We start from the raw sequence: 16,788 nt of genomic DNA, 5'->3' as shown, positions 1-16,788 counted from the left end.
ATGAGCGCTATCCGTGATATGGTGCAGATCGGCCCGCACCGCCTCTACCTGGGCGATGCCTATGCCATCCGGCCCATCCTGGGCTGGATGGATGCCGACGTCATGGATCCGCCCTACAAGTTCAAGGCCAAGGGTGCCGGGAACATGCGCAAAGCGCGCGTCGCGACCCGCATGATCGTCGAACAGCAGCTCGACCAAGGCTTTGATCACCGCATCATCAACCCGCTGCTCTGCGGTGCGGCCGTCGTGTTCTGCCACAATGACCAGATCCCGGAAGTTGCAGCGCACCTGAAGGGGAATTTCCGTCGCTTCATCCTGGGCGGGTGGTCGAAGAACAACCCGATGCCGGTGGCCAACAAGCACTATCTCTACGACACCGAATACTATTTTCACGCATGGTCGCGCGGCTTTGAACCGCAGGGAAGCCTTGCCGAGAAGCGGCGCTTTGTCAGTGCCTCGGTCGCACCAGCAAAGAAGTTCAACCATGGCACGGTGAAGCCCGAACCGGTCATGGACAAGATCATGACCAACATCGCAGGCCGCACGGTCTGCGACCCCTTCATGGGCACAGGGTCGACCGGCGTGGCAGCGATCAAGGCCGGGCTGATCTTCACCGGGATCGAGCACAACCCCGACCATTTCGCAACGGCAGTGACTCGAGTCACCCAAGCCTATGAGGCCGCGCTCGCGAAAGCCTGATGCGCCGGTCACCCCCAATCGAGATCCGCGATATCACCATTGCGCTTGCCGAGGCACTGGCACAGCGCGACCATGCGCGCGAAACGGAGGAAGCGATTCGTGCGGACAGCCATCTATGCGCGCTACAGCAGCCAGCTTCAGAATGCCCGGTCGATCGAGGATCAGGTCAGGGTCTGCCAAGAGCACGCCGAGCGTGAAGGCTGGACGATAACGGCGGTCTTCACCGATTTCGCTATTTCCGGGGCGGTGCGCGACCGTCCAGGCCTCAACGGACTGGTTGAGCATATCAAGGCGGGCAAGGCCGACCAGGTGCTGACAGAGGCGCTCGATCGCCTCTCTCGCCACCAGGGCGACATGAGCTGGCTGCACGATCACATCATCCATGCCGGCGCGCGCATCTTCAGCCTCTCCGAGGGCGAGATCAACGAACTGCAGATCGGCTTCAAGGGCACCATGGCCGCGCTGTTCCGGAAGGACATGGCGGACAAGATCAGGCGCGGGCAGAGCGGCCGCGTCGCGGCAGGCCGGATCCCCGGCAATCTGGCCTATGGCTATCGCAAGGTGCATCGTCTCGATGCACGCGGCGAGCCGGAGCTTGGCCTACGCGAGATCGACCCCGATCAGGCCGAGATCATCAGGCGAATCGTCAGCGAATATCTGGAAGGCGATTCGGCGCGCACGATCGCACGCCGGTTGAACGCTGAAGGCGTGCCGTCGCCTACAGGTCGCAAATGGTCGGTATCCATGATCAACGGCGACGTGCGCCGACAGAACGGAATTCTCCGCAACGAAATCTATGGCGGAATTCTGGTCTACAATCGCACACATATGGTGCGTGACCCGGATACCCGTCGCCGCGTGTCGCGGCCCAACCCGCCGGAAAAGTGGCAGCGGACGCCGGTGCCCGAGCTCCAGATCATTCCGACGGAGCAATGGGAACGACTGCAGCTGGCGCTCGGCGCGCGCGCGCAGGTCGCGAAGGAAGTCAACCGCAGGCCCAAGCGCTTGCTCTCGGGGATGATCCGCTGCGGCGTCTGCAAGGGTTCGGTGGTGATTGTCGCCAACGGCCATTGGGGCTGCGCCAATACGCGCAGCACCGGCACCTGCACCAACCGTCGCCAGATCAGCAACGCGGTGCTCGAGCGCAAGGTGCTAGGCGGTCTGGAGGAGCACTTGCTCCACCCCGATGAGATCGCCGCTGCGGTGAAGCACTATCACCGCCGCCGGTCAGAGCTGCAGAAGCGCGACCGCCAGGCCGAGAGCGCCCAGCGCAAGAAGGTCGATCAGCTGAACGCCAAGATCGATCGCCTGGTGACGGTCATCGCCGACGATGGCGGAAAAATCCCCGAGCTGCTCGCCGCGCTCCATGCCGCCCGGGCCGAGCGAGAGCAGCTGCTCGCCCAGATTGGCGAACGCAAGGCCGAAAACACGATCATCCTGCACCCCGCGATCGTCGACAGCTACCGCGAGGCGGTGAAGAACATCACCGCCACCCTCGCTCATGACGCCGCCGCCGAGCGCACAGGGCGCAACATCCTGCGCAGTCTGATTGATTATGTTGTGCTCACCCCCGCGCCTGGCCGCACGGGTCTGGAGGTCGAATTGGTGGGCCGATTGCAGAACATCATGGCTCTGGCGGAAGGGGTGCCCCCAAAGGGGGGAGATTATACGTTAACGGTGGTAGCGGAGGAGGGACTTGAACCCCCGACCTACGGATTATGATTCCGCCGCTCTAACCAGCTGAGCTACTCCGCCATCCCGGCAGGCACGGGCCATTGGCCGGTGCAGGTCGCGCCCTATAATTGGCCGATGCGCCGCGGTCAAACCAAATTGCACTTTGTCTGCGCCAAGAATTGCCTGCGTCGCTTGCGGGCTTGTTTTCCGCGACCGCAACCGGCAGATGGCTGGCGATGCCGTAAGGGCAGGGGCCGGATCTTGAGGAGGGAGTGCCGTGCAGGACAGCTATGACATCGCGATCGTGGGGGCAGGCCATGCCGGAGCCCAGGCCGCGATCTGCCTGCGCCAGATGGGCTTTGAGGGCACGATCGGTCTGATCGGCGACGAATCCTTCCCTCCCTATGAGCGGCCGCCGCTCTCCAAGGAATATCTGGCGGGCGACAAGCCGTTCGACCGCATCCTGCTGCGCCCCGAAGCCTTCTGGACCGAGCGGAGAATTGACCTGCAGCTCGGCAAGCGCGTCACCGCGGTCGATCCGGTGGCGCACAGCCTGACGCTGAGCGGCGGTGCGAGCGTGGGCTATGGCAAGCTGATCTGGGCCACCGGCGGCACCCCGCGCATGCTCGATTGCCAGGGCAGCAATGCGCGCAACGTGTTCGCCGTGCGCACCCGCGCCGATGTCGACAAGATCATGGCGCGCATGGAGACGACCCAGAGCGTTGCCATCATCGGCGGGGGTTATATCGGGCTGGAAGCGGCCGCGGTGATGCGCAAGCTCGGCAAGCAGGTGACGCTGATCGAGGCGCTCGATCGGGTGCTGTCGCGCGTCGCCGGCCCCGCGCTGTCGGCGTTTTTCGAGGAAGAGCACCGCGCGCACGGTGTCGATCTGCGCACCGGCTATACCGTCGATCATATCGAAACCGATGATTCGGGTCATGCCGTTGCGGTGCAATGCGGCAATGGCGAGCGGATTGCGGCGGACATGATCATCGTCGGCATCGGCATTATCGCGCAGACGGGACCGCTGATCAGCGCCGGAGCGGCCGGTGGCAACGGCGTCGATGTCGATGAATTCTGCCGCACCAGCCTGCCGCATGTCTATGCGATCGGCGATTGCGCCGCGCATGCCAATGCATTTGCGAACGATCGGGTCATTCGGCTGGAGTCGGTGCAGAATGCCAATGACCAGGCGAAGGTTGCTGCAGCGCACATCCTCGATCAGGCGCAGGCCTATAACGCGATTCCCTGGTTCTGGTCGAACCAGTATGACCTCCGGCTGCAGACCGTGGGCCTTTCGGTCGATTACGATCAGGAGCTGGTGCGCGGCGATCCGGCGAGCCGCAGCTTCTCGGTCGTGTATCTGCGCGGCGGCAAGGTCATCGCGCTCGATTGCGTCAATGCCACCAAGGATTATGTGCAAGGCCGCAAGGCCATTCTCGACGCGATCCCGCTCGATCTTGAACAACTCGCCGATGCCAGCGTGCCGATCAAGGAGGTTGGCCACGCCTGAGCCTGTGTTTTTAGCGAAATCCGGCAAAAAATGTGCGAACCAGGAAACAATCTTGCCCTATCATGGGTTAACCAGCTAGATACGAAGTAACCATCGTATACGGTGTCCCCCAGGTTTCTGCGAGTTAGCCATTCCGCTTTCCGTTCGCCCCACACGAACGTTTCTTGCGCGCTATGCCGTTACCGGCCTGGCGGCGCTGGCGCTCGCCGGTTGTTCTGCGGGCGATGAGGGCAAGGGGCGGCAGCGCCCGACGCCAGAGGTCGGCTTTGTTGTCGCGAAAACCAGTTCGGTGCCGGTCGCGGTCGAGCTTGCAGGCCGCATCGCCGCGTTCGAGATGTCCGAGGTGCGTCCGCAGGTCACCGGCCTGATCCGGCGGCGTTTCTTCACCGAAGGCGCCTATGTCCGCGCCGGGCAGACGCTGTATGAGATCGACCAGCGGCTCTATCGCGCGGCGACCGCCGAGGCCAGCGCCAACCTCAACAGCGCTATCGCCAATGCCGAGGCCACGCGCATCCGTGCCGAGCGTCTGAAGCCACTGGCCGAAGCGCAGGCGGTCGCGATGCAGGACTATGTCGATGCGCAGGCCGCCGCGCGCCAGGCCGCCGCCGCGGTGCAGCAGGGCCGGGCGCAGGTGCAGACCGCCAATGTGAACCTGCAGTTCACCCGCGTGCCTGCGCCGATCAGCGGTCGCATCGGTCGTTCGCTCTTGACCGTGGGTGCGCTGGTCACGGGCAACCAGGCCGAGCCGCTGGCGGTGATCCAGGGCGTCGATCCGGTGTTCGTCGATATCCAGCAGTCGAGCGCCGATCTGCTCGCGCTGCGCCGCTCGCTGGCGCAGGGTGGGGCAGTGCCTGCGAGCGCCGAGGTGTCGCTGATCCTCGAGGATGGCAGCGAATATGGGCCGCGCGGGGTCGTGCAATTCTCCGAAGTGATGGTCAACGCCGCCACCGGAACGGTCACACTGCGCGCCCGCTTTGCCAATCCGCAGGGGCTGCTGCTGCCGGGGATGTTCGTGCGCGCGCGCTTCGACCAGGCGATCAACACCAACGCCATCCTGGTGCCGCAGGCCGCGGTCACCCACAATGCGCGCGGCGAGGCCAGCGTGTTTGTTGTCGATACCGGCAACAAGGCAACCGAGCGCAAGGTCAAGGCCGAGCGCGCGGTCGGCAATGACTGGGTCGTGACCCAGGGTCTCAAGCCCGGCGACAAGGTGATCGTGCAGGGTCTGGGCAAGGTGAAGCCCGGCGCGCCCGTCCGTCCCGTCCCCGCCAGCAAGCCGCAGGTGATCGCGGCACCCCGACCCGACAAGAAAAGCTGAGGCGCGGCGATGTCGCGCATCTTCATCGAACGGCCGATCTTTGCCTGGGTGCTGGCGATCATCACGATGCTCGCCGGGATCGGCGCGATCTATCTGCTCCCGGTCGAGCAATATCCCGATGTTGCCCCGCCACAGGTCAATATACGTGCGACCTTTCCCGGCGCTTCGGCCGAGACGCTGGAAAACAGCGTCACCCAGATCATCGAGCAGCAGCTGACCGGCATCGACGGGCTGCTGTATTTCAACTCGAGCTCGACCTCGCGCGGGCAGGTGACGATCAGCGCGACGTTCGAAAAGGGCACCGATCCCGATATCGCGCAGGTCCAGGTACAGAACCAGGTGCAGCAGGCGCTCGCCCGGTTGCCGCAACAGGTGCAGCAGCAGGGGTTGCGCGTCACCAAGTCCAACCCGGACTTCCTGTTCATCGTCGGCGTCTACGACGAGACCGACCGCAGCACCAATATCGACGTTTCCGACTTTCTCGTCTCCAACTTGCAGGACACGCTGTCGCGCATCGAAGGCGTGGGCGAGACCAACGTGTTCGGCTCGCAATATGCGATGCGCATCTGGCTCGATCCGGACCGGCTCGCGTCGGTCGGGCTGATGCCTGGCGACATCATCACTGCGATCCGCAACCAGAATACCGAGGTCGCGGCAGGCGAGGTCGGTGGCCTTCCCCAACCCGAGAGCAACCGGCTGAACGCGACCGTGACCTCGCAATCGCGGCTGCGCACCGTTGACGAGTTCAAGGCGATCATCCTCAAGTCGGAGCAGACCGGCGCGATCGTCACGCTGGGCGATGTCGCTCGGGTCGAGCTGGGCGCGGAAAACTATTCGGCGTCGAGCCGCATCAACGGTCATCCGGGCGCGGGCCTTGCGATTTCGCTGGCGCCCGGTGCCGACGCGCTCGCCACCGCAGATCTGGTCAAACAGGCGGTTGCGGACGCCAAGGCGAGCTTCCCCCCCGGTTACAATGTCGCCTATGCCAATGATTCGACGGCCTTTATCCGCCTTTCGATCGAGGAGGTGGTGCAGACGCTGATCGAGGCGGTGATCCTGGTCGTCATCGTCATGTTCGTGTTCCTGCAAAGCTGGCGTGCGACACTGATCCCGACCATCGCGGTGCCGGTGGTGCTGCTCGGAACCTTCGCGATCTTCTATCTCGCCGATTTCTCGATCAACACGCTGACCCTGTTCGGGCTGGTGCTGGCGATCGGCCTGCTGGTCGACGACGCGATCGTCGTGGTGGAAAATGTCGAGCGCCTGCTCGAGGAAAATCCCGAGATGACGCCCAAGGAAGCGACGATCAAGTCGATGGGCGAGATCCAGGTCGCGCTGGTCGCCATCGCCGTGGTGCTGTCCGCCGTGTTCCTGCCGATGGCGTTTTTCGGCGGGTCGACCGGGGTGATCTATCGCCAGTTTTCGATCACCATCGTTTCGGCCATGGTGCTGTCTGCGCTCGTCGCATTGATCCTCAGCCCCGCACTCACCGCGACGCTGCTCAAGCAGAAAAGGCATGACGGCACCGATCCGGAGAGCCGCATGCACCGCTTCTGGCCGTGGGGCGCGGAAAAGCTGGAACGCGCGCAGCACTGGTTCAACCATGGCTTTGCGCGCGGGACCGATCGCTATGTCGCCGCGGTCGAAAAGGTGGTCGATCGCAAATGGCTGTTCCTGGCGATCTACGCGATCGTGCTGGTGCTGCTGGTGGCGCTGTTCGTGCGGCTGCCCACCGGCTTCCTGCCGATCGAGGACCAGGGCGCGGCGCGGCTGCAATTCCGTCTTCCCGCTGGTGCCACGCAGGGCCGCACGCGCGAGGTGCAACTGGCGATCGAGAAATATATGCTGAACGACGAGCGCAAGAACATTGCGGTGATGTTCAGCGTCGCCGGCGGCGGGCAGGGCGCGGCGGGGCAGAATACCGGCCAGGGCTTCGTCAATTTCGTCGACTGGTCCGAGCGTACCGGCAAGGACGACAGTGCAGATGCGATTACCGAGCGCGCCAACAAGGCGTTTTCGGCTTTTCGCGACGCGCAGGTCAACGTGCTGGTGCCTGCGGCGATCCGCGGCCTGGGCCAGACCAACGGCTTCAGCCTGCAATTGCAGAACACCAGCGGCATGAGCCGGGAAGAGTTCGCAGAAGCGCGCGACAAGCTGCTGGAATTGGCCGAGAACGATCCCGTCCTGGCAGGGGTTCGGCTCGGCGAGCTGCCCGATGTGCAGACGCTGCAGGTCGATATCGACCAGCCCAAGCTGGCGTCACTGGGGCTGAACCAGAACGACGTGAACACCACCTTGTCCGCTGCCTGGGGCGGACAATATGTCAACGATTTCATCGACCGCGGACGGGTCAAGCGCGTGTTCGTGCAGGCCGATGCGCCCTATCGCGCGACGCCCGACGATATCGGCCGATGGTTCGTGCGCGGCAGTGACGGCCAGATGGCGCCGTTCAGCGCCTTTGCCCGCACCCGCTGGTCGACCACCCCGACGACGCTGTCGCGCTTCCAGGGCTATCCCAGCTTCCAGTACGAGGGCCAGGCGGCTCCGGGGCAGAGCTCGGGCGCGGCGATGGACCGCATTGAGGAACTCGCCAAGCAGATTCCGGGCGTGAGCGTTGCCTGGTCGGGCCTGTCGTTCCAGGAGCGGCTGTCCTCGGGCCAGGCTCCCTTGCTCTATTCGCTGTCGCTGCTCGTCGTCTTCCTGTGCCTTGCTGCGCTTTATGAGAGCTGGACGATTCCCGTCGCGGTGATGCTGGTAATCCCGCTCGGGCTTGTCGGAGCAATCTTCGCGGTGACGCTGCGCGGGCTGGAAAACGACGTGTACCTCCAGATCGGCCTGCTCACGACGATGGGGCTTGCGGCGAAGAACGCCATTCTGGTGATCGAATTTGCCGAACAGGCGGAAAAGCGCGGCGCGCGGGTGATCGATGCGGCGCTCGAAGCGGCGCGCCTGCGTCTCCGCCCGATCCTGATGACCAGCCTTGCCTTCATCTTCGGCGTGCTGCCGCTGGCCTTGTCGAGCGGGGCAGGCGCAAACAGCCGCATCGCCATCGGCACCTCGGTGATCGGCGGCATGCTGACCGCGACGGTGCTGGCGATCTTCTTCATCCCGCTGTTCTTCGTGCTCGTCCGCCGGACGACGCGCGACACGCTGAAGAAGCTGCATATCGGCGAGCCGAAGCCCGCCGGAATCAGCTCGGGTGAGGGCACTGCATGAAACGTGCTGGTCCCCTGATCGCGCTGGCGCTGCTCGCGGGCTGTTCGATGGCACCCAAATATGTCCAGCCGGACCTGCCGGTACCCGCCTCCTGGCCGGCGGGCGATGCCTATCTCGCGCAAAGCGAAGCCGCGCTGCCGGTGATGAGCTATCGCGAGGTCTTTGCCGATCCGCGGCTGGTGCAGGTGATCGAGCGGGCGCTGGCCAACAATCGCAACCTGCGGGTGGCAGCTGCGAATATCGAGGCGGCGCGCGCGCAGTTCCGCATCCAGCGCGCGGCGCAGCTGCCGCAGATCAGCGCGCAGGCCAACCGTACGCAGTTCGATAATGGCACCGCCAATCAGAACCGCAATCAGGATATCGATATCGGCAACAACCCGTCGGCGAGCCGCTCGACCGCGGGCACGCGCTATACCGCCGATCTCAGCACCACCGCGTTCGAACTCGACCTGTTCGGGCGGTTGCAGTCGCTGTCGGATGCGTCGCTCAACCGCTATTTCGGCACCGAAGCGGCGGCGCGCGCGACCCGGCTGACGCTCATCGGCGATATTGCCGATGCCTGGCTGACCTATGCCGCCGACAGGTCGCTGCTCAAGCTCGCCGAGGACACCGCCGCCAACGCACGCGAGCGGGTGAAGCTGACCCGGCTGCGGCTCGATGGTGGCATCGCCCCGCGCACCGATTTGCGCCAGGCCGAGCAGATCCTCGCGACGGCCGAGGCCGATATCGCGCAGCAGCGCACGGCATTGGCGCAGGACATCAATGCGCTGCAACTGCTGGTGGGCGCGCCACTCGACGAGGCGCTGCTGCCGCAATCGATCGCCGATGCAGGCGACGCGGTGCGGGTGCTGCCCGCCGGGCTCGATTCGACCATATTGCTGCGTCGCCCCGATGTGCTGCAGGCCGAATATGAACTGCGCGCCGCCAACGCGGAGATCGGTGCAGCGCGCGCCGCGCTGTTCCCGCGCATCACGCTGACCGGGCTGGCGGGCCTGGCGAGCAACGCGCTCTCCACCCTGTTTACCGGTGCGGCGTTCAACTATTCTGTGGGTGAGACGGTGCGCTATTCGATCTTCGCCGGGGGGGCGGCGCGCGCAGGCGTCGCGCAGACCCAGGCGCAGCGCGATGCGGCGCTGGCGGGCTATGAAGGCGCGATCCAGGCGGCATTCCGTGATGTTGCCGATGCGCTGGCGCGGCGCGGCACGATTTCCGAGCAGTTGCGCGCCAACCGCTCGTTCGTCGATGCGGCGGAGGACAGCTTCCGCCTGACCGACATGCGCTATCGCGGCGGGCTCGACAGCTTTCTCACCAGCCTCGATGCGCAACGCTCACTTTATCAGGCGCAGCGCACGCTGCTGACGACGCAGCTGGTCGAGGCGAGCAATCGCGTGACGCTCTACCGCGCGCTGGGCGGCGAGACGGTGGAGCGTCCCGACGTCTCAAGGCCCTGATGTCGCGCGCGCCCCCTGCCTGAGAGGGAGGGGCGCAGGTCGGCAGAGCCCGCTAACCCTGTAGAATCCCTCAGCCCTTGGGGCGCTTGGCAAAGGGCTTTGCGCCTGGCTTGCCCGCCGGACGCGGTTTGCCATCGAAGCGGGGCTTGCCGCCAGGGCCGCCGGCGCGTGGCGCATCGCTGCGCGGACCGCGTGCAGGACGATCGGCATAGGAGGCGCGATCGGCCTGGGTCTTCTTGTCGCCAAAGGTCTTGCGGTCACCAAAGGGCTTCTTGTCCCCGAACGGCTTCTTGTCGCCGAAAGGCTTGCGATCGCCCGCAGGCTTGCGGTCGCCATAGGGCTTGCGCTCGCCATCCTCGCGCGGCGGGCGGCGGTCGCCATCGGTGCGCGCTTCGTAGCGCGGCCTCAGCGGCGCATTGCTGCGACCCGTTTTGCCCGATCCCGATCCGCCACGGCGATCGCCACGCGGCGGCGGACCCGAGCGCGGGCGATAGGCGGGAGGACCATCGGCGGCGGTGATCATCACGCTGCCCTCGTCGCCATCCTCGCCGCCCGAGGTGCGCTTGACCGCCTCGGCGAAGCGATCCGCAACCGCACGCGGGATTTCGAAATGGGTGCTTTCATCGCCCAGGCGGATCGCGCCGATCTCGCCGCGGGTGATGTGCCCCCGGCGGCAGAGCAGCGGCAGCAGCCAGCGCGGATCGGCATTCTGGCGGCGGCCGATGTTCATCTCGAACCAGATCGTGTCCTCGAAGCCGGGGCGGGGGCCACGCTCGCGCTGCGGCGGCGGGGCCGAGGCATCGAGCAACTCTTCGGGCGCGGGCATCTGTGCCCGGTGCGCCTGGACCAGCATCACGGCGAGGTCCTCGGCGCTGCGTTCTGCCAGCAGCGCCTGGGCGAGTTCGCGGTCGGCCTCCTCGGCCTCGACGGGCGCACGGAGCCGCTCGAGCAGGCGCTCGCGATCGGCCTGGCGGATGTCTTCGGCCGAAGGCGGATTGATCCATTGCGCGGGGATGTTCGCGCCGCGCAGCATCTGTTCGAGGCGACGACGGCGCGGATAGGGCACGATCATCAGCGCGGTGCCCTTCTTGCCCGCACGGCCCGTGCGGCCCGAACGATGCTTGAGCGTATCAGCATCGCGCGGCAGCTCGACATGGATGACCAGCGACAGGCCGGGCAGATCGATGCCGCGTGCGGCGACGTCGGTCGCCACGCAGACGCGCGCGCGCCGGTCGCGCAGGGCCTGCAACGCCTGGTTGCGCTCGTTCTGGCTGTGCTCGCCCGACAGCGCGACGGCGGAGAAGCCGCGCTCGATCAGGCTCGAATGCAGATGGCGGACATTGTCGCGCGTCGCGCAGAACAGGATTGCGGTCTCTGCCTCGTACAGGCGCAGCAGGTTGACCACGGCATTTTCGGTGTCCGATGGCGCGACTGTGCAGGCGATATAGTCGATATCGCCATGGCCGCGCTCTTCACTGACCGTCGAGATACGGTGCGCATCGTGCTGATAACGCTTGGCCAGAGCCACGATCGGCTTGGGCATGGTGGCCGAGAATAGCAGCGTCCGGCGACCTTCGGGCGTTGCGTCGAGAATTTCTTCGAGGTCTTCGCGAAAACCCATGTCGAGCATCTCGTCGGCCTCGTCGAGCACCGCGACCTTGAGCGCCGAGAGATCGAGTGCGCCGCGCTCGAGGTGATCGCGCAGGCGCCCAGGCGTGCCGACGACGATCTGCGCGCCATAGCCGAGGTTGCGCCGCTCGCGCGAGGCGTCCATGCCGCCGACACAAGTCGCGATGCGCGCACCGGCAGGGCCATAGAGCCACATGAACTCGCGGCTGACTTGCAGCGCCAGTTCGCGCGTCGGCGCGATGATCAGCGCCAGCGGCGCCGTGCCCTGGCGAACGCGGCCATCCTCGCCGATCAGCTCTGGCGCCATCGAAAGCCCGAAGGCGACGGTCTTGCCCGATCCGGTCTGCGCCGAGACGATCAGGTCGCGGCCCTGCGCTTCGGATTCCAGCACGGCCTGCTGGACGGGGGTGAGCGTGTCATAGCCGTGCGCATCAAGCGCGTCCGACAGAACGGCGGGAACGGTATCAAAAGGCATGGGATTTCAATTCGTGTGATGATGCGAAGGTTCCGCATCATCGGCGAAACCGCGCGCGAGGCCCAAAATCCGGCTTCGCTGCAAGGCTGCGCCCCTAGCGGATTTGCGGCGCGGGCACAATCATATTCGCCCGAGACCCGAGCCGCTCATTTGTATTGCCTCCGATTTGGGTGTATCGTTCTGCCACAAGGAGAGGTGGTATGGGGATCAAGGGGGCATTAGCTGTTGCAGCGGCGTTCATGGGGGCGCTGGTCCTGCCGGGCGTGGCGCAGGCGCAGGAAGTGGGCGATTGGGTGCTTTCGCCATGGCGCGGCAGCAGCGTTCTCTATCCGGGCGTGATTGAATCGCGGACCGGCACTCTAGTTACCATCCGCTTCGACGATGGCGATGTCGAGACGCGGCCGGCCAGCACGGTCCGGCGGTTCGACTGGCAGCCCGGCAGCCGGATTGCCTGTCTGTGGAGCGACAACAAATGGTATGCTGCGACCATCCGCTCGATCGCAGCGGACGGCTTCACGATGCAAATCCGCTACGATGACGATGGCACGATCGAGAACACCAACACCGGACGCTGCCGCACCCGCTGATTGGGCCTAACAGGTCGCCATCAGGCCGCGCGCGCCAGCGCTGGCGCCGCGTGATACGAGCCGGTTTGCTGCAGCCGGAAGCGGCTGATTTCCTGCGCCAGGGTGCGCGACTGTTCGGCGAGCGACCGGGCGGCGGCGCTGGTTTCCTCGACCATCGCGGCATTCTGCTGGGTGATGCCGTCGAGCGCGCCCACGGTGCCGTTGACCTCGCGCAGCCTGGCCGCCTGGCTTTCCACCGATCCGGCAATGGTCGCCACGAATTCGCTGATCTGCAGGATGCGCGTGGTGATCCGCTCGAGCGTCTCGCTGGTTTCGCTGACCACCGACACGCCCAGCGCAATCTGCTCGTTCGACGCGCCGATCTTGGTCTTGATGTCCTGCGCGGCATCGGCCGAGCGCTGTGCAAGCGCGCGCACCTCGGATGCCACTACGGCAAAGCCCTTGCCCGCCTCGCCGACGCGTGCTGCCTCGACGCCGGCATTGAGCGCGAGCAGGTTGGTCTGGAACGACAGCCCTTCGATGACTTCGATGATCTGGTCGATCTCGCGCGCCGAATGCTCGATATTGGTCATCGCCACGCGAGCGCGCTCGACGATACCGGCCGATTTTTCTGCCTCGCCCTGCGCTGCGTCGAGGACATGCCGCGCCTCGACCGCGCGATTGGCGGTGTCTGAAATGGAGTCGCTGACCGTGCGGATGGTCGCCACGGTGTCGTGCAGCGTGGCGCTCTGCCGTTCTGTGCGATCGGCCATGTCGTTCGACGCATGGCTGACATCGCCCGCGCTCTCGTCGATGCGCGTCGCCACGCCCGAAATCTTCTCGAGCGACTGGCGCATTCCCTCGAGCGCATCGTGATAATCGGCGCGAAGCTGTTCATATTCTTCCGGGAAGGCCTGGTCGATCCGCGCGGTCAGGTCGTTGCGCGCCATCGCCTTGAGCCCCTGGCCGAGCGCGCCGATGACCTGATTCTGCTTGGCGGCGATGGCGTCGCGGGTGCTGGCGGCTTCCTGCTCCAGCCGTTCGGCCTCGCGCCTGGCTTCGGCCTGCCGCTCGATCATCTGTTCCAGCTGCAGCGAGATCTGTATGAGCACCGCTGCCTCGATCAGCACAATGACGGCATGCAGCAGGACGCGCGGCAAGTCGGCGCCATCGGGAAAGACCCAAGCGGGGATCAGCAGGTTCGCGCCCAGATGATGCACCGCGATCACGGCCGTGCCGGCGACGATCGCGCGCCAGTCGCACATCACCACCAATGTGGCCAGCAGTGCGAAGAACACCATATGGACGTCCATCTGCAGGCTGGATCCGGCTGCCTGATAGAGCATGATCGCGGGATAGACGGGCATGGTGCCGCCGAGAATGATGCGTGCGGTGCTGTCGGCACGGCCGCTGCGCACGATCACGCTCGGAATGAGGGTGACGGCGACTGCGATAGCAACCGGAGCCCAGCCACTGGCGGTGTACAGGCTGATGCCGGCGATCACGGCCACACACAGCCATGCGATGACGATCAGCGCGAAGGCGCCATTCTTGCGAATACCTGTCAGTTCCATGCGACGCTCAACTCTTCCTGGGTGTAGAGGACAAACTGCCGCAGAAAATTGCGGGTGCCTTGATGACAAGGCCGTTATGATGCCAGGCGGCTTCCGTGACCTGCTTGCGCTTGCCATAGACCAGGATCGAACCGGGCAGGGGGCCTGTGCCGATCAAGGCGGCCCCGTTACCCGATGCCCAGCTTATCGTCTGGCCCATGCCTTCACCGTCCAGCGGAATGACCATCATCGGCCCTTCCTCGGGTGGCGCCAGCATGGCAGCCAGCAGCGCGAGCGTCACCACCGCCCCCTGAACGAGCACGGCAAGGCTGATCCCGCTATCAGCTGGCCGTGCAGGGCCTTGTAAGGGAGGCAAAGACGCCGACATCGCCGATACCCATCGGCCGAATTGGTAAATTTTCGCTTATGCAAAGCGATCGCACAAAGAAATATCCATTATGGATGTTTGTGCAATCGGTTGAAGAGCGGGCAGATGGGGTAAGTTACCACCAAATTGGGTTTAAATTGCCGCTGCTGTGGCATGCCCGCTCGCCCATGCCCATTGGAAGTTATAGCCGCCCAGCCAGCCGGTGACATCGACCGCTTCGCCAATCGCATAGAGGCCCGGCACCTTGCGTGCCTCCATGGTCTGCGAAGACAGACCGTCGGTGCTGATGCCGCCCGCGGTAACTTCGGCCTTGGCATAGCCCTCGGTACCGTTGGGGTGGAAGGTCCAGCTGGAGAGCCGCCTCTCTGCTTCGCCCAGCACCCGGTCGGGTGTATCCGCGAGCCGCGCATCGCCGCCGATTCGGTCGCTCAGCGTCGCGGCTAGCCGGTCGGGCAGCATGGCGCCGAGCGTGCTGCGCAGCGTCGCCCGGGGTTGCTGGCGCTTGGCCTGGGTCAACCAGCCGGGGGCGGCATCGGGCAGGAAATTGATCGCTACCGGATCGCCATGCCGCCAATAGCTCGACACCTGCAGGATCGCAGGGCCCGACAGCCCCTTGTGCGTGAACAGCGCCGCCTCGCGGAACAGCGCCTTGCCCGCGCGCGCGACGACGTCGGTCGCGACGCCCGAGAGCGATCGGAACAGCGTCTCGTCTCCTCCCAGCGTCAGCGGCACCAAGGCCGGGCGCGGCTCGACAACCTTTAGGCCGAACTGCCGCGCGAGATCATAGGCAAAGCCCGTCGCGCCCATTTTCGGGATCGAGGGCCCGCCGGTGGCGATGACCAGGGCGGGGGCCTCGACGCTGCGATCGCCCCAGCTAACGCGATAGCGCCCATCGGCATGCTCGACCGCGCGGATGGCATGGCCGAGCGCGATGGTCACTCCGCCCTTGTCGCATTCATCGAGCAGCATCGCCACGATCTGCTTGGCCGAACCGTCGCAGAACAGCTGGCCCAGCGTCTTTTCATGCCAGGCGATGCCGTGCGCATCGACCAGATTGATGAAATCCTGCGGGCTGTAGCGGCCCAGTGCCGATTTGGCGAAATGCGGGTTGGCGCTGAGATAGCGGTCGGCCTGGGTGTGGATATTGGTGAAGTTGCAGCGTCCGCCGCCCGAGATCAGGATCTTCTTCCCCGGCGCATCGGCATGGTCGATCACCAGCACCCGCTTGCCCCGCTGCCCGGCGATCGCCGCGCAGAACAGCCCGGCTGCGCCAGCGCCGAGGATGATCGCGTCAAAGGGGGAGGGGGAGAGCATGGCGCGGGTCTATGGCGCGAGGGTTGCGCTTAGTCGAGGCAAAATCCTCCCCGAGCTCGTCTCGGGGAGGGGGACCGCGGCGCGCAGCGGCGCGGTGGAGGGGGAAAGCGGAATGCACTGCAATTGCCCCTCCGTCAACGCTGCGCACTGCCACCTCCCCGAGACAAGCTCGGGGAGGATTTTGGTTCAAATCAGCCCCATCGACCGCATGCTGCTGTGCCCATCCAGCCCGATAATGATATGGTCATGCACGCCGATGCCCAGCCTTTTGCCCGCCTCGATGATCTCGCGGGTGATCTGGATGTCCTGCTTGCTCGGCTGCGGATTGCCGCTGGGGTGGTTGTGCACCAGGATCAGCGACACCGCGCCGAGATCGAGCGCGCGCTTGATAACCTGGCGGGTGTAGATCGCCGCCTGATCGACCGAACCTTCGGACATCACGTCGTCGCTGATCAGCATGTTCTTGGCGTTGAGGAACAGCACGCGCACCCGCTCGCGCGTCAGATGCGCCATGTCGAGCCGCAGATAGTCGAGCAAGGCCTGCCAGCTCGACAGGATGGGCTGGCGGCGGACGGGCTCGCTCACCAGCCGGCGCGCCGCCACCTGTACGATCTTCAGCGCTGCGGCGCTGGTCTCGCCCATGCCGGGCACTGCGCGCAGCGAGTCGCCATCAGCGGTGAGCACGCCAGCGAGCGAGCCGAAATGGTCGATCAGCTGCTTGGCGAGCGGCTTGGTGTCGCGGCGCGGAATCGCCAGCGTCAGCAGATATTCCACGATTTCATGATCATGCAGCCCGGTTCCGTCGGTGTTCAGCAACCGCTCCCTAAGCCGGGCGCGATGGCCTGCGCCGTGATGCCCGCCCGCCGGAAGGTCCGGCAGCTCGGCATCGGCCAGCAGGGGCAGTGAAGAGGACATGGTTTGAAGTTAATCTTTCGCCCCGGCACGGGCAAACGCTTTGTCGGAACGGCTTTGCCGCTGCGTCGTTGCAACGC

Annotated in this window: 12 protein-coding genes, 1 tRNA gene and 1 pseudogene; 7 read left to right on the top strand and 7 right to left on the bottom strand. The window is 65.3% G+C overall.

The window, feature by feature from the left end:
• Together FG486_RS02420 and FG486_RS18385 are read left to right on the top strand one after the other, a co-directional pair.
• Nucleotides 1-699: a DNA methyltransferase gene (locus FG486_RS02420; protein WP_181266297.1), complete on the top strand. Its 699-nt coding sequence runs from the start codon at nucleotides 1-3 to the stop codon at nucleotides 697-699.
• A 72-nt stretch (nucleotides 700-771) separates the two neighbouring features.
• A pseudogene (locus FG486_RS18385) lies at nucleotides 772-1,845 on the top strand (recombinase family protein); the annotation flags it as partial.
• 81 nt (nucleotides 1,846-1,926) lie between these two features.
• Here the strand turns inward: FG486_RS18385 and FG486_RS18090 are convergent.
• Both FG486_RS18090 and FG486_RS02400 read right to left on the bottom strand, forming a co-directional pair.
• Nucleotides 1,927-2,202, bottom strand: coding sequence for a hypothetical protein (locus FG486_RS18090; protein ID WP_241695561.1), 276 nt, complete (start codon nucleotides 2,200-2,202; stop codon nucleotides 1,927-1,929).
• A gap of 175 nt (nucleotides 2,203-2,377) precedes the next feature.
• A tRNA-Met gene (locus tag FG486_RS02400) sits at nucleotides 2,378-2,454 on the bottom strand.
• Between the two features lie 196 nt (nucleotides 2,455-2,650).
• On the opposite strand from FG486_RS02400, the gene FG486_RS02395 reads away from it, so the two are divergent.
• The 4 genes from FG486_RS02395 to FG486_RS02380 all read left to right on the top strand — a co-directional run bounded on the left by FG486_RS02395 (nucleotide 2,651) and on the right by FG486_RS02380 (nucleotide 9,871).
• Nucleotides 2,651-3,886, top strand: a complete 1,236-nt coding sequence (locus tag FG486_RS02395; protein ID WP_181266295.1) for an FAD-dependent oxidoreductase — start codon at nucleotides 2,651-2,653, stop codon at nucleotides 3,884-3,886.
• Nucleotides 3,887-4,082: 196 nt separating this feature from the next.
• Nucleotides 4,083-5,204, top strand: a complete 1,122-nt coding sequence (locus FG486_RS02390; protein WP_181266834.1) for an efflux RND transporter periplasmic adaptor subunit — start codon at nucleotides 4,083-4,085, stop codon at nucleotides 5,202-5,204.
• A 9-nt stretch (nucleotides 5,205-5,213) separates the two neighbouring features.
• On the top strand, nucleotides 5,214-8,420 hold the full coding sequence (locus tag FG486_RS02385; protein WP_181266294.1) for a multidrug efflux RND transporter permease subunit: 3,207 nt from the start codon (nucleotides 5,214-5,216) through the stop codon (nucleotides 8,418-8,420).
• Entirely contained in the window at nucleotides 8,417-9,871 is a 1,455-nt protein-coding gene (locus FG486_RS02380) for an efflux transporter outer membrane subunit (RefSeq protein ID WP_066274397.1), read from the top strand. Before FG486_RS02385 ends, FG486_RS02380 begins: the two co-directional genes overlap by 4 nt.
• 70 nt (nucleotides 9,872-9,941) lie before the next feature.
• Here FG486_RS02380 and FG486_RS02375 read toward each other — a convergent pair whose 3' ends face one another.
• On the bottom strand, nucleotides 9,942-11,975 hold the full coding sequence (locus FG486_RS02375) for a DEAD/DEAH box helicase (RefSeq protein WP_181266293.1): 2,034 nt from the start codon (nucleotides 11,973-11,975) through the stop codon (nucleotides 9,942-9,944).
• A 200-nt stretch (nucleotides 11,976-12,175) separates the two neighbouring features.
• Here FG486_RS02375 and FG486_RS02370 point away from each other — a divergent pair, with 200 nt between their 5' ends.
• Complete coding sequence (locus tag FG486_RS02370; protein WP_181266292.1) at nucleotides 12,176-12,562, top strand: tudor domain-containing protein; 387 nt, start codon at nucleotides 12,176-12,178, stop codon at nucleotides 12,560-12,562.
• Nucleotides 12,563-12,582: 20 nt separating this feature from the next.
• On the opposite strand, the gene FG486_RS02365 is transcribed toward FG486_RS02370, so the two are convergent.
• The 4 genes from FG486_RS02365 to radC form a co-directional block, all read right to left on the bottom strand.
• A complete protein-coding gene (locus FG486_RS02365) occupies nucleotides 12,583-14,115 on the bottom strand; it encodes a methyl-accepting chemotaxis protein (protein WP_181266291.1) in 1,533 nt (510 codons plus the stop codon).
• Between the two features lie 7 nt (nucleotides 14,116-14,122).
• On the bottom strand, nucleotides 14,123-14,395 hold the full coding sequence (locus FG486_RS02360; protein WP_066274387.1) for a hypothetical protein: 273 nt from the start codon (nucleotides 14,393-14,395) through the stop codon (nucleotides 14,123-14,125).
• Between the two features lie 219 nt (nucleotides 14,396-14,614).
• Nucleotides 14,615-15,796, bottom strand: coding sequence for a BaiN/RdsA family NAD(P)/FAD-dependent oxidoreductase (locus FG486_RS02355; protein ID WP_181266290.1), 1,182 nt, complete (start codon nucleotides 15,794-15,796; stop codon nucleotides 14,615-14,617).
• 186 nt (nucleotides 15,797-15,982) lie between these two features.
• Nucleotides 15,983-16,711 carry a RadC family protein gene (gene radC, locus FG486_RS02350; RefSeq protein ID WP_060977030.1) on the bottom strand — a complete coding sequence of 243 codons (729 nt, stop codon included), beginning with the start codon at nucleotides 16,709-16,711 and terminating at the stop codon, nucleotides 15,983-15,985.
• Nucleotides 16,712-16,788: the final 77 nt, after the last annotated feature.

It is taken from the genome of Blastomonas ursincola, from assembly GCF_013607875.1.
Classification (GTDB): domain Bacteria; phylum Pseudomonadota; class Alphaproteobacteria; order Sphingomonadales; family Sphingomonadaceae; genus Blastomonas; species Blastomonas ursincola.
The sequence above is the reverse complement of the archived record's forward strand: the minus strand, read 5'-3'. Positions and strand labels throughout refer to the sequence as shown.

Bases quoted from the DNA above. Each gene is read 5' to 3' on its own strand.
- FG486_RS02420 (WP_181266297.1), top strand. From the start codon at position 1: ATGAGCGCTATCCGTGATATGGTGCAGATCGGCCCGCACCGCCTCTAC.
- FG486_RS18090 (WP_241695561.1), bottom strand. From the start codon at position 2,202: ATGAGCGAGGGTGGCGGTGATGTTCTTCACCGCCTCGCGGTAGCTGTC.
- FG486_RS02385 (WP_181266294.1), top strand. From the start codon at position 5,214: ATGTCGCGCATCTTCATCGAACGGCCGATCTTTGCCTGGGTGCTGGCG.
- FG486_RS02380 (WP_066274397.1), top strand. From the start codon at position 8,417: ATGAAACGTGCTGGTCCCCTGATCGCGCTGGCGCTGCTCGCGGGCTGT.
- FG486_RS02375 (WP_181266293.1), bottom strand. From the start codon at position 11,975: ATGCCTTTTGATACCGTTCCCGCCGTTCTGTCGGACGCGCTTGATGCG.
- FG486_RS02370 (WP_181266292.1), top strand. From the start codon at position 12,176: ATGGGGATCAAGGGGGCATTAGCTGTTGCAGCGGCGTTCATGGGGGCG.
- FG486_RS02365 (WP_181266291.1), bottom strand. From the start codon at position 14,115: ATGGAACTGACAGGTATTCGCAAGAATGGCGCCTTCGCGCTGATCGTC.
- FG486_RS02355 (WP_181266290.1), bottom strand. From the start codon at position 15,796: ATGCTCTCCCCCTCCCCCTTTGACGCGATCATCCTCGGCGCTGGCGCA.
- radC (WP_060977030.1), bottom strand. From the start codon at position 16,711: ATGTCCTCTTCACTGCCCCTGCTGGCCGATGCCGAGCTGCCGGACCTT.